The sequence below is a fragment of the Klenkia sesuvii genome, assembly GCF_037083825.1.
GTDB classification, from domain to species: Bacteria; Actinomycetota; Actinomycetes; order Mycobacteriales; family Geodermatophilaceae; genus Klenkia; species Klenkia sesuvii.
In genome coordinates, this window is sequence record NZ_JBAPLU010000003.1 from 174,442 (window position 1) to 188,930 (window position 14,489).

Here is a 14,489-nt window from a genome sequence, read left to right on the forward strand (position 1 = left end):
GGGACTGCAGTGCGGTACGGCTCATCAGGGTTGCTCCCTCACCCGGTCGGATCGGTGTGGACACCATAGAGAGGCCGGCCGGTCGTCGGGGCAGCCGGGTACGGGTCACCGGAGGGCGCCGCCGTCGTCGGTGGGGTCGGTCCCGCCGTCGAGCGCCTTCCAGGCGGCCTGGTGGCGGTCCTCGGCCGTCTCGGGCCGGCGGGGTGCGGCGCCCGCGCGCTGGTAGCGCTGCCCCATGCCGGCCCAGCCCCGCCCGCGCAGCACCACGAGCAGGCCGCCCAGCAGGCCCAGCACCCCGGCCAGCAACCCCAGCGCCGGCCAACCGGCGACCACCTCCGAGCTCGTCGTCGACCCCTGCAGGCCCACCTGCGCGGGCAGGTCACCGGGGCCCACCGCCACCCCGCCGAGCAGCACCCGCAGCGCCGAGACGGCGGCGGTGCCGGCGGCCAGGGCGACCACGACCCCGAGGACGACCCGCCCCCACCCGCGCACGGCGAACAGCGCCACCGCCGCGGCCAGCATCAGCAACCCGGTGGCCGGCAGCAGCGGGGCCAGCTGGCCACCGGTGAGGGTGGCCGACACCGGTGGCAGCGGCGCCTCCCGGACGACGGCGACGCGCGCCCACACCTGCCCGCCGGCCGACAGCGCCACCCCGCCCGCCGCGGCGCACAGCAGCACCGCGACGGTCAGCTCGCGGCGGGCGTTCACAGCTCGCGCAGCCCCTCGGCGGTCGCGATCGCCGAGAGGACCGCGCGCGCCTTGTGCCGGGTCTCGGCCTCCTCGGCCACGGGGTCGCTGTCGGCCACCACGCCCGCGCCGGCCTGCACGTACGCGGTACCGGCGTGCAGCACGGCGGTGCGGATCGCGATGGCCATGTCCATGTCCCCGCTGGCGTCGACGTAGCCGACCGTGCCGGCGTACAGCGCCCGCCGGGTGGGCTCCAGCGACTCGATGACCTCCATCGCCCGCGGCTTGGGCGCCCCGGACACGGTGCCGGCGGGGAAGGTCGCGTCGAAGACGTCGAGGGCGTCGCGGCCGGGCTCGACCTGGCCGGCCACGGTGGACACCAGGTGCATGACGTGGCTGTACCGCTCGACCCGCATGAAGTCGGCGACCTCGACGGTGCCGGGCACGCACACCCGCCCCAGGTCGTTGCGGGCCAGGTCGACCAGCATGACGTGCTCGGCCCGCTCCTTGGGGTCGGCCAGCAGCTCCTCGGTCAGCCGCGCGTCCTCCTCCGGACCGCCCCCGCGGGGGCGGGTGCCGGCCGGCGGGTGCACCACGGCCTGCTCGCCGGTGACGGTGACCAGCGCCTCCGGGGAGGACCCGACGACGTCGAAGGGCGACTCGCGACCGGCGAAGCGCAGCAGGTACATGTACGGCGAGGGGTTGCTGGCCCGCAGCACGCGGTAGAGGTCGAGGGCGTCGACCGTGGTCGGCCGGGTGAAGCGCTGGGCCAGCACGGTCTGGAAGACGTCGCCGGCCCGCACGTGCTCGCGCACCGCCTCGACCCCGGCCTCGTACGCCCCGGGGGCCATGTTGCTGGTGACGCCGTCGTAGACGGTGGCGGGGTCGGCGGTCACCAGCGCGGCCACCCCGGGCGGTGCGGCCTGGGCGAGGTCGGCGGCCATCGCGTCGAGCCGGGCCACCGCGTCGTCGTAGGCCTCCCGGGTGGTGCTGAACGCGTTGGCGATGAGCAGCACGGTGGCGTCGTGGTGGTCGAGCACCGCGAGGTCGGTGACCAGGCTCATCGCCAGCTCGGGCATGCCCAGGTCGTCGGCGGCGGTGACCGGCAGCCGCTCGAGCCGCCGGACGACGTCGTACCCCAGGTACCCGACCAGCCCCCCGGTCAGCGGGGGCAGGCCGGCTGCGCGGGGGGTGCGCAGCCGCCGGGCGAGCACCCGGACGGCCGCCAACGGGTCCTCGGGGAGGTCGTCGGTGACCCCGGGCAGCGTCTCCCCCAGCCACTGCGTGCGCCCACCGCGCTCGGTGAGCACCCCGGCGCTGCGCACGCCGACGAAGCTGTACCGGGACCACTGCTTGCCCTGCTCGGCCGACTCCAGCAGCACCGTGCCCGGCCGGTTGCCGGCGAGCTTGCGGTAGACGCCCACCGCGGTCTCGGAGTCGGCCAGCAGCCGCCGGGTGACGGGGACGACGGGACCGGCGCCCAGGGCGTCGAACGGGGTGGTCTCACCCAGCCGCACGGGACACCTCCAGGGAGCGGTGGAAGCAGCTGCGCTCGCCGGTGTGGCAGGCCGGCCCGGTCTGGTCGACCAGCAGCAGCAGCGCGTCGCCGTCGCAGTCCACCCGCACCCCGCGCACGGCCTGGTGGTGGCCGGAGGTGGCGCCCTTGACCCAGTACTCGCCGCGGCTGCGCGACCAGTAGGTGGCCTGGCCGGTGGCCAGCGTGCGGCGCAGGGCCTCGTCGTCCATCCACGCGAGCATCAGCACCTCGCCGGTGTCGTGCTGCTGGGCGACCGCGGCGACCAGGCCGTCGGGGGTGCGGCGCAGGAGGTCGGCGACGGCGGGGTCGAGGGCAGGTGGGACGTCGGGCACGCCGACCATCCTCCCAGCCGGGACCGACGTCAGAGCGCGGCGGCCACCGCCCGGCCCGCCGTCCGCCCGGAGAACAGGCACCCGCCGAGGAAGGTGCCCTCCAACGAGCGGTAGCCGTGCATGCCGCCGCCGCCGAACCCCGACACCTCACCCGCCGCGTAGAGGCCCTCGAACACCGCGCCGCCGGGCTGCAGGACCCGCCCGGACAGGTCGGTCTCCAGCCCACCGAGGGTCTTGCGGGTGAGCAGGTTGAGCCGGACGGCGATGAGCGGTCCGTTCGCGGGGTCCAGCATGCGGTGCGGGGGCACCACCCGGATGAGCTTGTCGCCGAGGAACCGGCGGGCGGCCCGGATCGCGGTGACCTGGCCGTCCTTGGAGAAGGCGTTGGCCATCTCGCGGTCCCGGGCGACGACCTCGGCCTCGACGACGGCGGGGTCCAGCCGTGGGGTGCCGCCGGTGACCCGGTTCATGCCCTCGACCAGCTCGGCGACCGTCGGGGCGGTCACGAAGTCCACCCCCGAGTCCAGGAACGCCTGGACCGGTGCCGCGGCCCCCGGCCGCACCCGGGTCAGCAGGAGCTTGAGGTCCTTACCGGTGAGGTCGGGGTTCTGCTCGGACCCGGAGAGGGTGAACTCCTTCTCCACGATCTTCTGGTCCAGCACGAACCACGTGTGCTCGTACCCGGTGGTGCCGATGTGGGCGAGCGTGCCGAGGGTGTCGAAGCCGGGGTAGAGCGGCACGGGCAGGCGCTTGCCGGTGGCGTCCAGCCAGAGCGAGCTGGGTCCGGGCAGGATGCGGATGCCGTGCCGGGCCCAGATCGGCGTGTGGTTCTCGATGCCCTCGGTGTAGTGCCACATGCGGTCGGGGTTGACCACGCTGGCGCCCGCCGCCTGGGCGGCCAGCAGACCCGAGCCGTCGACGTGCGCGGGCACCCCGGACAGCAGTCGCCGCGGCACCGGCCCGAGGCGGGCCGGCCAGTTGCGCCGGACCAGCTCGTGGTTGCCGCCGATGCCGCCGGTGGTGAGGACGACGGCCTGCGCGGCGACCTCGAACTCCCCCGTCGCGGTGCGCGAGGTGGCCTCCCCGCGCGGGGCGTCGTCGGGTTCGAGCACCTCGCCGCGCACCCCGGTGACCGCCCCGTCGCTGGTGACCAGCCCGGTGACCCGGTGCCGGAACCGGAACTCGACCAGGCCGCGGGCGGCGGCCGCCCGCACCCGCCGCTCGAAGGGCGCCACGACGCCGGGGCCGGTGCCCCAGACGATGTGGAAGCGGGGCACGGAGTTGCCGTGGCCGGTGGCGGTGTACCCGCCGCGCTCGGCCCAGCCGACGACCGGGAAGAACCGCACGCCCTGCTGGTGCAGCCAGGCCCGCTTCTCCCCCGCGGCGAACTGCAGGTAGGCCTCGGCCCACTGGCGGGGCCAGTGGTCCTCGGGCCGGTCGAAGCCGGCGGTGCCCAGCCAGTCCTGCCGGGCCAGCTCCAGGGAGTCGTGCACCCGCAGCCGGCGCTGCTCCGGGGAGTCGACGAGGAACAGCCCGCCGAAGCTCCAGTGCGCCTGGCCACCCAGGTCCTGCTCGGGCTCGGCGTCCAGCAGCAGCACCCGCTTCCCGGCGTCGGCGAGCTCCGCGGTGGCGACGAGCCCGGCCAGGCCGGCCCCGACGACGACGACGTCGGCTGTGTCGGTGGTCACGGGGTGAGGCTAGCGAGCCGTCCACACCCGCACGGGGCGCTGCGCGCCGAGGACGACCCCGCCCAGGGGCCCGACCGCCAGCAGCAGCGCCCACCAGGTGGCCGAGCCGGCCCCCAGCGAACCGAACAGGGCCGCGACGCCCAGCAGCCCGAGCAGCGGCAGGACGCTGCCGGTGACCAGCACCGCCCAGCCGGGCCAGCGGCCGAGCACCACCAGGCCGGCACCGGCCAGCGGCCAGAGGGCCAGGACCACGAGCACCACGACCACCCAGCCGGGGACGCCCACGAGGTCGGCGTCGGGCGCGGCCAGCAGCCAGGTCAGGTAGAGCACCTCGGCGGCCACCAGCACCCCGAGCACCGCGGCGCACACCGCGACCACCGGTCGCTCGGGCGGCAGCGGGGCACGGGTGGGGGTGCGCCGGGCCGCCCGGGGCGACCGCCGCACCGGCGCGGACCGCGACTGCTTCGCCATGCCTGCGCACTGTAGGGCCCCCACCAGCACCGGCCCGTGAATGATCCACATCCCCGCGGGGCAAGGGGGCGGCATGGCAGCCAAGGACATCGTGCACTTCGACATCGCGACCGTGGCCGAGAAGAGCGCCGACTTCCGTCGGGTGCTCTGGACCGGCGAGCACACCCAGCTGGTGATCATGACCATCCCGCCGGGCGGGGAGATCGGCGAGGAGGTGCACGACGAGAACGACCAGATCCTCAGCTTCGTGAGCGGCGTCGGCAAGGCCGTCATCGAGGGCTCCACGAAGACGGTGAAGCCGGGCGAGATCGTCGTCGTCCCGGCCGGCACCAAGCACAACTTCGTCAACGACGGCCCCAACCCGTGGGTGCTCTACACCGTGTACGGCCCGGCCGACCACGCCGACGGCGCGGTGCACCACACCAAGGAGGAGGCCGACGAGCTCGAGGAGTCGGGCAAGGACGAGCCGCCGGCCTGAGCCGCACCGGGCCGTCCGGGGGCGTCGAGCGGATTCAGACCCGGGCGGCCCGCTCGGCCCGGCGGGCGGCCACCCAGGCGCGCACACCGGGCAGCGAGCCGAGCACCGCAGCCAGGAGCGGTCCGGCGACGAGGACCGCGACCGAGCCGGGGTCGTCCTCGGCGGCGCCGAACCAGAGGGCCCAGGCCACGAGGCCGAGGGTGAGCACGGCGGCGACCAGCAGGACCAGCCACGACCGGCCCAGCACCAGCAGGACCGCCCCCACCACGACCGCCACGGCGATGGCCAGGGGGATCGCGCTCAGCAGCAGCCCCACCCCCACCTGCGAGGCCAGCGCGAACGCCCCGGCGACGAGGGCGAACAGCGCCACCGGCAGTGCGCCGAGGATCCCGCAGAGGGCGGCGATGCCCGCGGGGATCGGGGGGACCCGGCGGACCGGGACGGGCTGCGTCATGCCGCAGACCGTAGGGGTCGGCCGGCTCAGACGGTGGTGGCCGCGCCGGAGGACCGCCGCCACGAGGCGTGCAGCCCCGCGTAGACACCGGGGACGTCGACCAGGTCGGCGTGGCTGCCGCGCTGCACCACCCGGCCGGCCGCCACCACGAGCACCTCGTCGGCCCGCTCGGCGGTGGAGAGCCGGTGCGCGATGGTGATCGTCGTCCGGCCGGCGGTCAGGGTGTCCAGCGCCCGGGTCAGGCGTGCCTCGGTGGCCGGGTCCACCGCGCTCGTGGCCTCGTCGAGCACCAGCAGGTCGGGGTCGGCGACGTAGGCACGGGCCACGGCCACCAGCTGCCGTTCGCCCGCCGACAGCGACTCCCCGCGCTGGCCGACCTGGGTCGCCACGCCGTCGGCCAGGCCCTCGACCCACCCGCCCAGGCCCAGCTCGTCGAACGCCGCGGCGACGTGGGCGTCGGTCAGGCCGGGCCTGCCGTACCGGACGTTGTCGGCCACCGACGCGTCGAAGAGGAACCCGTCCTGCGGGACCATGACCACCCGCTCGCGCAGCGAGGTGAAGGCCACCTGGTCCAACGGCACGCCGCCGACCAGCACCCGGCCCTCGGCGGGGTCCATCAGCCGGGTCAGCAGCTTGGCGAAGGTCGTCTTGCCCGACCCGGTCTCGCCCACCACGGCCACCCGCGTGCGCGGGGCGATCTCCAGGTCGACGTCGTCGAGGGCGGGTCGGGCCCCGGGGGCGTAGCGGAAGGTCACGTGGTCGAACCGCACGCCCAGCGCGCCGGGCGGCAGCTGCTGGCCGTCCGCGGGGTCCTGGACGTCGGGCTCGGTGTCGAGGACGTCGAGCACCCGGCGGAACCCGGCGACGGCGTTCTGCGCCTCGTTGAGCACCTCGCTGGCGGTCTGCACGGGCGCGACGAACAGGGTGACCAGGAACAGGAAGGCGACCAGCGTGCCGGCCGAGATCTGCCCGCCGACGCCGAGCAGCACGCCGACCACGACCACGGCGGCGTTGGCCACCGCGGCGACGAACTCACCGCTGACGTACACCCCGGCCGTGGTGCGCTGGGCCTGCACCGAGGCGCGGTAGTGGCGGTCGATGGCGGTGTCGATGCGGGCGGCGGTGCGGTCGCGGATTCCGTAGGCGCGCACGGTCGACGCGCCGACGACGGACTCCCCGACCGCGGCCAGCACGTCGCCCACGCGCTCGCGGACGACGCCGTACACCGCCGCGAGCCGCTTCGCGAACCACTTCACGGCGTAGCCCAGCGGCACGAAGCAGACCAGCACCAGCAGGGTCAGCTGCCAGCTGTAGAAGAACATGACGACCGTGGCGACGACGAGCTGACCCAGGCTGACCAGCCCCAGCACGCCGCCCCACTGCATGAACACCGAGAGCTGGTCGACGTCGCTGGTCACCCGGGACACCAGGTTGCCGCGCCGCTCGCCCTGCTGGTGCAGCACGGACAGGTCGTGCACGTGCCGGAACGCCCGTACCCGCAGGTTGGCCAGCGCGGTCTCGGTGGTGCGGAACAGCCGCACGTTCATCCGGTAGACCGCGACGGCCGTGACGAGCACGACGAGCGCGCAGACGGCCACCAGCTCGCGGACCAGGGGGATGTCGGGCCCGCCCGCGGCCCCCAGGCCGCGGTCGAGGGTCTGCTGCACGGCGATGGGCACGACGACCCGGCCGGCGGTGGCCACCAGCGCGAGGGCGAAGGTGGCCGGCAGCCCGCGACGGAACTCCGGCATCATCCGCAGCCCCCGCCGCAGGGTGGCGGTGGCGGACTCGGTCCCGCGGTCGGCGACGGCGGCGGTCATGCCTGCGCCCCGGCGGGCTCGGGCTCGGCGGGAGTGATCTCGTCCGGGGGCTGGTAGGCCTGCACCAACCGGGCGTACCCGGGCACCTGGGCGCGCAGCTCGGCGTGGCTGCCGCGGGCGACGAGCCGGCCGTGCTCGATCCACAGCACCTCGTCGGCGAGGGCGATGGTGGCCTGCCGGTAGGCCACCACGACCACGGTGGCCGGACGGTCCGTGGTGCGCAGGGCGTCGACGATGCGGGCCTCCACGCTGGGGTCGACGGCGCTGGTCGCGTCGTCCATCACGAGCAGCCGCGGACGACGGACGACGGCCCGGGCGAGCGCGAGCCGCTGGCGCTGCCCCCCGGACAGGCTGGCCCCACGCTCCCCCACCATGGTGTCCAGGCCCTCGGGGAGCCGGTCGACGAAGTCCTCGGCGGCGGCCACGCGCAGCGCCTCGCGCACGTCGGCGTCGGAGAACTCCGCGCCGAGGGTGATGTTCCCGCGCACGGTGTCGTCGAAGAGGAACGTGCCCTGCGCGACGAAGGCGGCCTGGCCGGCCACCTCGCCCTCGCGCAGGGCGCGCAGGTCGACGCCGTCGAGCAGCACGGCACCGTCGTGCGGGTCGACCAACCGGACCAGCAGACCGGCGAGCGTGGACTTGCCCGACCCCGTGGGGCCGACGACGGCGACGGTCCGCCCGGCTGCCACCTCGAAGGTGACGCCGTGCAGCACCTGGTTGGTGCGGCCGTCGGCGTCGGTGTGGCCGAAGTCGACCCCCTGCACGCCGACGCCCGCGCCGCCCGTGCCCGCCGGGGCGGCGTGCGGGCCGTGCGGGGTCTCGCCCTCGGCGGCCAGCACCGGGGTGACCCGGTCGAAGCCGGCCATCGCCCGCGGCAGGTCGGCCAGCACCCAGCCGATGGCCCGGATAGGGAGGGCGAGCAGGGTGAACAGGTAGGCGATGGAGACCAGGTCACCGGCGTCTGTGGCCCCGGCGGCGACCTGGTTGGCCCCGACCAGCAGCACGGCGAGGGTGCCCAGGTTGGGCAGCGCCTCCATGATCGGGTCGAACAGGCCGCGGACCCGACCCACGGCGACCAGCCCGTCGCGCAGCTCCTCGGCGCTGGCGGCGAAGCGGGTGGTCTCGTCGGTCTCGCGGCCCAGGGTCTTGACCACCAGGGCGGCGTCGAAGCTCTCGTGCGCGATCTCGGAGACCTCGGCGCGCAGCTGCTGGGCCCGCGCCATGCGCGGGCTCATCACCTGCGAGTAGAGCGCGTTGGCCAGGAACACGAGCGGGAACACGACCAGCCCCACCACCGCCAGCAGCGGGTCGGTGAGGACGAGGGCCACCACGGTGATGGCCACCATGACCAGCGCGCCGCAGGCGAAGGGCAACGGCGCGACGAAGAACCAGCTGGCCTCGACGTCGGAGTTGGCGTTGGACAGCAGCTGCCCGGTGGGGTGGCGCTGGTGCCAGGAGAGCGGCAGCCGCAGGTACTGCCCGGTCACCCGGCGGCGGTAGTCGGCCTGCAGGCGGTAGGACATGATGCCGGCGAACAGCCGCCGGCCGATGATCCCGATGATCTTCAGGACGGCGACGACCATGATGGCGGTGGCGGCGAGGGCGAGCGCGCCGGCGGTGGTGGCGCCGCGCTCGAAGGCCGGCAGGATCACCCGCTCGGTCACCCCGCCCACCACGTAGGCGCTGGCCACGGTCATCGCGCCGTAGAGGCTGCTGCCGAGCACCGCGAGGGTGAACATGCCGCGCTGCTCGCTGATCGCGCGGCCGACGTGCCGGAACCCCCGGCGCATGACCTTCCGCTGCTCGCGCTCGCTGCGCACGACCGTGTTCGCCGCGCGGGCCGGGCGGCGGGGGATGCCGCCGGGGGTGTCGTCGGGAGTCTTCTCGGTGCTGCCCGCGGACACGCGTCTCCCTCTGGTGGTGCTCCCTGTGTGCCGCCCGAGAGTACCCGGGATCGTTACCAGGGCTACGGAGTTCGGGGGGCGCGGTACAACTGCCCGGTGACCGGTACCCCCGCGCTGTCCCGCACCGAGCGCGCCGCGCTCGCCGACCTGCTCGCCGACCTGGGCCCCGACCAGCCGACCTGCTGCGAGGGCTGGACGACGGCCGACCTCGCCGTCCACCTGGTGGTGCGCGACCGGCGACCCGACGCCGCGCCCGGCGCGGTGCTGGGCGGGCCCTTCGCCCGCTGGACCCAGCACGTGTCCGACCGGTGGCGCCGCGGCACGCCCTGGCCCCGGCTGCTGGACCAGGTGCGCAGCGGGCCCCCGGCGTTCCTGCCGACGGCGTGGGACCCCGTCGACCGGCTGGTCAACAGCGCCGAGATGACCATCCACCACGAGGACGTGCGGCGGGCCCAGCCGGGGTGGGCCCCGCGCGAGCTGTCCCGCGAGGCCCAGGACTTCCTGTGGGGCCAGGTCCCGGTGCTGGCGCGCAGCCGGGCCCGCGAGGGCCGGCTCGTGCTGCGCCGCGCGGACACCGGGGCCACCCGCACCGTGGGGTCGGGCACCCCGGTGACCACCGTGACCGGCGACCCGCTGGAGGTCCTGCTGTGGGCGTCGGGCCGCGACGCCGTCGCCCGGGTGGAGGTGGGCTGACCGCGCAGCCGGCCGGTGGGGTCGGGCCCGGTCACCCGCCCAGCGGCACCGGCTCGGCGTAGCCCACCCGGTACACCAGCACCTGCAGGCCGTCCGAGGGTTCGTGCGCCGCGACCTGCTCGTAGCGACCGGCGAAGTACTGGTACACGTCGTCCTGGTAGCCCTGGTCGTAGCTGAGCACGAGGTAGACGTACTGGTGCCCGTCCACCAGCGCCTCGGCCTCCTCCGGCAGCGTCGCCGCGTCGAAGGGGGGCGCGGCCTCCACCCGGTCCCACTCCGGCAGGGTGGTGACCCGCGCAGGCCCGTCGTAGTAGTACTCGAACGGGTAGATGGTGAACGGCGAGCTCACCACCACCACGTCGCGGGGCCCTGCCTCGCCGGCGAGGGTGGCCGCGGTCCGGTAGTCCTCCTCGACCGGGTTGTCGGGGCTGGTGGCCTGCACCGCCGTGCCGGCCACGGTGACGGCCAGCAGCACCCCGACCAGCACCCGCGAGGTGCGTGGCCCCAGGGTCGTCGCGAACACGACGACCAGCAGCAGCAGGGCCGGTGCGGCCGGGACCATGTAGCGGCTGAGGAAGAACGGCGTGACCAGGTGGCTGACCACGAACGCGGTCAGCACCGGGACGAACGCCGCGACGAGCAGGTAGGCCGTCGGTCGGCCCAACCGGCTCCCGTTGCGCACGCTGAGGAGGGCGCCGAGCACCAGCAGCGGCCAGGCCGACACCAGCGTGGTGTTCAGCGCGTCGCTCTGGAAGCCGAACACGAACTGCGAGTAGACGTTGGAGAAGTCCACCGACGAGGGGCTGGGCAGCTGCGGGCGGGTCTCCGACGCCGAGCCCTGGGCCCGGAAGTACAGGAACCACGGCAGGAACGCAGCGGCCACCGCGGCCGCCGTGCCGGCCAGCCGCAGCACCGACCCCCGCGGCAGCCGGCGGGACACCGCGAGCAGGAACAGCCCCTGGGCCAGCAGCACGAAGAAGAAGAAGTAGTGCACGTAGGCCCCGACCACCGCGCTGGCCGCGTACCCCGTCCACGCGGCAGCGCGGCCGGTGCGCAGCACGGCGAGGAAGGCCCACTGGCTGAGCAGGGTGACCAGCAGGAGCATCGAGTACATCCGCGCCTCGTTGCCGTACCACAGCAGGAAGGGCGAGTTCGCGAACACCACGAGGGCCGCCGACGCCCAGCCACGGGACAGCACGCTCCGCGCGACGACGTAGAAGACCGGCAGGCTGGCCAGCAGGAAGACCAGCGACAGCGCCCGGGCGGTGCCGATGTCCGGGCCCAGCACCAACCGCCAGGTGCGCAGCACGAGGTGGTAGAGCGGTACGTGCACGTCCTGGGCGATGAGCTCGAGCAGCCGGCCGTAGCTGTGGTTGGTCTGCCACAGGCTCTGCGCCTCGTCCAGCCGGGTGCTGCGCCCGATGAAGGCCAGCTGCGACCAGGCCAGCACGCCGACCACGGCCAGCGCGTGGGCCGCGACGGGGACCCAGCGGCCCGGGTCGGCCGCGGCGTGCCGGCCGGGCCGGGCCGGGCGGACCCGCACGGTGGGTGGCGGGGTGTCCAGCACCGCGGTCATCGGAGCACCTCCTCCCCGCGGGCACCGACGGTGACCGCCTCGGGGGTCGGTTCGCCCGGCTCCACCGGCCGCGGGGGCTGGGGCGGGGCCGGCACGGCGCGCCGGCCACGGGAGGGCGACGCGGCGACGACGAAGGGCACCGAGATCGCCACGTGCACCGACAGCCACGCGAAGTTCGCCATCAGCGACGGGCTCAGGCCCTCCCGCGCTGCACCGACACCCAGGGCCACGACGCCGAGCGCGACGTAGACCAGCTGCGGCACGACCAGGCGGAGGAAGTTGGGCCGACCACCGTCGCCGACCTCCTTGCTGGTCACCGCGAACGCCGTCTTCTTGCCCGTCAGCACCGCGTACAGCGCGGCCAGCTGCAGCCACCAGGCCGACAGCGAGAACGCGATGGCCGACCAGCTGTAGCAGCTGTTGCTGGAGCGCTGCAGCACGTACAGGTTCAGCCACATGTAGGGGACGAACACCAGGGCCAGGGTCATGGTGGAGGTGACGATGGGGGTGGCCCCGGTGAGCAGGAAGACCACCGGCAGCAGCGCGGAGACGATGATGACCGCACCCGACAGGTAGTAGCTGGCCGACAGCAGGTACTGCCACCGTTGGGCCCAGGTCAGGCCGCTGCGCAGCAGCGGGTTGTACTTGAAGATGACCTCGAGGCTGCCGCGGGTCCAGCGGAACTGCTGCTTGTAGTAGTTGAGGAAGTCGTCGGGGGCCAGCCCCTCGGCCAGCACCTGCGGCAGGTAGACCGACCGCCACCCGCGCTCGTGCAGGAACAGCGAGGTGAGGAAGTCCTCGGCGATGTTCTCCTCGCACATGCCGCCGACCTCGAGCACGGCGGTGCGCCGCAGGGCCATGTTGGTGCCGCACATGAACGCCGCACCGAGCCGGCTCTTGCCCGACATGATCGGGCCGAAGAACAGCGTCTGCTGGTCCCAGGCCGTCCGGGTGACCAGGTTGGTGCGCTGGTTGGCGTAGTACTGCGGGGTCTGCACGAAGCCCATGCGCTCGTCGGTGAAGAAGCCCATGACGGTGACCAGGAAGTCCCGGTGGGGCACGTGGTCGGCGTCGAAGACCACCACGAACTCCCCCGAGGTCGCCCGCAGCGCGTGGTTGATGTTGCCGGCCTTGGCCCCACCCGGGGTGACCCGCGTGTGGCAGGTGATGCCGAGCGAGTCGGCGAGCTGCTCGACGTCGCGCCAGTTGTCCTTGCCGGCGACCAGGCCGTCGTTGAGCAGGTGCACCTGCACCTGCCCGGGGTAGGTCATCGCCAGGGCGGCGCGGGCCGTGGCCGCCACGACGTCCACCGGCTCGCCGCACACCGTGATGAACACGTCGACCGAACCGGCGAAGTCCGGGTCGAAGGGCCGCTCGGCGTCCCGCCGCCACACCGTCCAGCAGTACCCGACGATCTGCACGAGGTGGAAGACCTCGGTGGCCACCAGCACCCCGAACAAGACCGGGTTGCCGTGCTCGAAGGCGAAGGTGATCACCAGCATGTAGACGACGGCGAACGCGACGTTGCCGACCAGGAAGGCCCGGTTGGGCACCTCCTGCAGGAAGGAGAAGCGGTCCAGCTGGGGTGCGGTCATGGCGTGGTCGCCTCGATCCGGGTCAGGTCGGGCAACTGGTCGAGGTACAGCGCCATCCCGAACCACACCCAGTTGGAGTCGTAGTAGCCCAGGTCGACGGCCAGGTCGCCGATGTCGGCGTCGTAGACCGGGAGCAGCTTCTCCTGGTACACCTGGGCCGCGAGGTCGGGTTCGACGACGGTGAAGTAGCCCATCGTGCCGCCGTACAGGGCCGGGGCCTCGTACTCGGCGGCGGGGGCGCCGTCGCGGGTGTAGGCCGCCACGAGCCGGCCGTCCTCGCGCCAGTGCTCGCCCAGCACCGACATCGCCTGGAGCTGTTGCCGGGCCCGGGGCTCGGCGTAGTACTGCAGGTCCAGCGCCAGGCGCCAGGGGGTGCGCAGGGCGTCGTAGCTGAACCGGGTGGTCAGCGTGTCGCTGACCACCCGGTACTCCCCGGTGCGGCGGTCCAGGAACACCCAGTCGGGGGTCAGCCCGGCCGAGGTGGCCGTGTCCAAGGAGGCGTCGTCGAGCTCGGCCAGGATGTCGTAGGAGCTGTCCACCAACGCCGACCAGTCGTGCGCGGGCTCGTCGTCGACCTCGGCGAAGACCCGGTAGGCGTAGGGCGCGAAGTAGGAGGGGTTCAGCAGCACCTTGTCCCGGTCGAACTGCTCGAGGTCGTTGGCCACCAGTACTGGCCGGCCCCCCACCTGCACGACCTCCTCGGACCAGATGGCGTCGATGATCGGCAACGCGTCGTAGAGGAAGACGTCCTCCTGCCAGCGGGAGTAGGCCATCAGCAACGCGTAGGCGATGTCGACGTCGGCGTCGGTGGCGGTGTTCTCCCCGCCCACCTCCGTCTGCACCCCGTAGCTGCCGTCGGCCCGCTCGCCGAACCGCCAGGACATCAGGAAGTCCGGCCGCTGCAGGTTGTCCTTCGTCCACTGCCAGCTGGTCCGGAAGGTCTCGATGTCGTCGGACCAGACCGCCCGCATCATCGTGTAGCTCTGGCCCTCCGACGTGGTGATGCCGTCCATCTGCAGGTCCAGCGTCCGCCCGGTGCCCTGCTCCAGGTAGGTGTCGCGGTACACCCGCCACAGGGCGTCCAGCGCCGTCCGGCCGGAGACCGCGCGGGGCTCGTCGGCCAGGACCCGGTCCACCGCGTCGCCGACCCGGTCGCTGGTGACCGCGGTCACCCCGACACCGGTCAGCACGGTGAGCACCAGGACGGCCACCAGCAGCAGACGCGACCTGCTGCGCGGCACCCGTCCACCCGTC

Annotated in this window: 13 protein-coding genes; 2 read left to right on the forward strand and 11 right to left on the reverse strand. The window is 74.1% G+C overall.

Features of this window, described 5'->3' with window-relative positions:
* Positions 1–105: 105 nt before the first annotated feature.
* The 5 genes from TEK04_RS04365 to TEK04_RS04385 are packed head-to-tail and all read right to left on the reverse strand — an operon-like array spanning position 106 to position 4,715.
* Positions 106–708: a TIGR02234 family membrane protein gene (locus tag TEK04_RS04365; RefSeq protein WP_336403090.1), complete on the reverse strand. Its 603-nt coding sequence runs from the start codon at positions 706–708 to the stop codon at positions 106–108.
* Positions 705–2,204 carry an anthranilate synthase component I gene (locus TEK04_RS04370; RefSeq protein WP_336403091.1) on the reverse strand — a complete coding sequence of 500 codons (1,500 nt, stop codon included), beginning with the start codon at positions 2,202–2,204 and terminating at the stop codon, positions 705–707. The genes TEK04_RS04365 and TEK04_RS04370 overlap by 4 nt, the downstream gene beginning before the upstream one ends.
* Entirely contained in the window at positions 2,191–2,556 is a 366-nt protein-coding gene (gene hisI, locus TEK04_RS04375) for a phosphoribosyl-AMP cyclohydrolase (RefSeq protein WP_336403092.1), read from the reverse strand. Before hisI ends, TEK04_RS04370 begins: the two co-directional genes overlap by 14 nt.
* 29 nt (positions 2,557–2,585) lie before the next feature.
* Positions 2,586–4,244, reverse strand: a complete 1,659-nt coding sequence (locus TEK04_RS04380) for an FAD-binding dehydrogenase (RefSeq protein ID WP_336403093.1) — start codon at positions 4,242–4,244, stop codon at positions 2,586–2,588.
* A gap of 9 nt (positions 4,245–4,253) precedes the next feature.
* Complete coding sequence (locus TEK04_RS04385) at positions 4,254–4,715, reverse strand: hypothetical protein (protein ID WP_336403094.1); 462 nt, start codon at positions 4,713–4,715, stop codon at positions 4,254–4,256.
* Positions 4,716–4,788: 73 nt separating this feature from the next.
* On the opposite strand from TEK04_RS04385, the gene TEK04_RS04390 reads away from it, so the two are divergent.
* Positions 4,789–5,193, forward strand: a complete 405-nt coding sequence (locus TEK04_RS04390; RefSeq protein ID WP_207506727.1) for a cupin domain-containing protein — start codon at positions 4,789–4,791, stop codon at positions 5,191–5,193.
* Between the two features lie 34 nt (positions 5,194–5,227).
* Here the strand turns inward: TEK04_RS04390 and TEK04_RS04395 are convergent, their stop codons facing one another.
* From TEK04_RS04395 to TEK04_RS04405, 3 genes are read right to left on the reverse strand one after another with little or no spacing between them, the layout of a single operon-like run.
* Entirely contained in the window at positions 5,228–5,647 is a 420-nt protein-coding gene (locus TEK04_RS04395) for a hypothetical protein (RefSeq protein WP_336403095.1), read from the reverse strand.
* A 26-nt stretch (positions 5,648–5,673) separates the two neighbouring features.
* Positions 5,674–7,467 (reverse strand): ABC transporter ATP-binding protein, encoded by a 1,794-nt coding sequence (locus tag TEK04_RS04400; RefSeq protein WP_336403096.1) that lies wholly within the window; start codon positions 7,465–7,467, stop codon positions 5,674–5,676.
* On the reverse strand, positions 7,464–9,371 hold the full coding sequence (locus TEK04_RS04405; protein WP_336403097.1) for an ABC transporter ATP-binding protein: 1,908 nt from the start codon (positions 9,369–9,371) through the stop codon (positions 7,464–7,466). Before TEK04_RS04405 ends, TEK04_RS04400 begins: the two co-directional genes overlap by 4 nt.
* 96 nt (positions 9,372–9,467) lie before the next feature.
* On the opposite strand from TEK04_RS04405, the gene TEK04_RS04410 reads away from it, so the two are divergent.
* Positions 9,468–10,064, forward strand: a complete 597-nt coding sequence (locus TEK04_RS04410; protein ID WP_336403098.1) for a TIGR03085 family metal-binding protein — start codon at positions 9,468–9,470, stop codon at positions 10,062–10,064.
* 31 nt (positions 10,065–10,095) lie between these two features.
* Here the strand turns inward: TEK04_RS04410 and TEK04_RS04415 are convergent, their stop codons facing one another.
* Genes TEK04_RS04415 through TEK04_RS04425 form a run of 3 tightly spaced genes read right to left on the reverse strand, consistent with a single transcriptional unit; the run spans position 10,096 to position 14,476 of the window.
* Entirely contained in the window at positions 10,096–11,640 is a 1,545-nt protein-coding gene (locus TEK04_RS04415; RefSeq protein ID WP_336403099.1) for a glycosyltransferase family 39 protein, read from the reverse strand.
* A complete protein-coding gene (locus tag TEK04_RS04420) occupies positions 11,637–13,235 on the reverse strand; it encodes a glycosyltransferase (protein WP_336403100.1) in 1,599 nt (532 codons plus the stop codon). The genes TEK04_RS04415 and TEK04_RS04420 overlap by 4 nt, the downstream gene beginning before the upstream one ends.
* On the reverse strand, positions 13,232–14,476 hold the full coding sequence (locus TEK04_RS04425) for a family 8 glycosyl hydrolase (protein WP_336403101.1): 1,245 nt from the start codon (positions 14,474–14,476) through the stop codon (positions 13,232–13,234). The genes TEK04_RS04420 and TEK04_RS04425 overlap by 4 nt, the downstream gene beginning before the upstream one ends.
* Between the last annotated feature and the right edge of the window lie 13 nt (positions 14,477–14,489).

What these genes read in the sequence shown, in the direction of transcription:
- TEK04_RS04385 (WP_336403094.1), bottom strand. Translation starts at nt 4,715, where the DNA reads ATGGCGAAGCAGTCGCGGTCCGCGCCGGTGCGGCGGTCGCCCCGGGCG.
- TEK04_RS04390 (WP_207506727.1), top strand. Translation starts at nt 4,789, where the DNA reads ATGGCAGCCAAGGACATCGTGCACTTCGACATCGCGACCGTGGCCGAG.
- TEK04_RS04395 (WP_336403095.1), bottom strand. Translation starts at nt 5,647, where the DNA reads ATGACGCAGCCCGTCCCGGTCCGCCGGGTCCCCCCGATCCCCGCGGGC.
- TEK04_RS04400 (WP_336403096.1), bottom strand. Translation starts at nt 7,467, where the DNA reads ATGACCGCCGCCGTCGCCGACCGCGGGACCGAGTCCGCCACCGCCACC.
- TEK04_RS04415 (WP_336403099.1), bottom strand. Translation starts at nt 11,640, where the DNA reads ATGACCGCGGTGCTGGACACCCCGCCACCCACCGTGCGGGTCCGCCCG.
- TEK04_RS04420 (WP_336403100.1), bottom strand. Translation starts at nt 13,235, where the DNA reads ATGACCGCACCCCAGCTGGACCGCTTCTCCTTCCTGCAGGAGGTGCCC.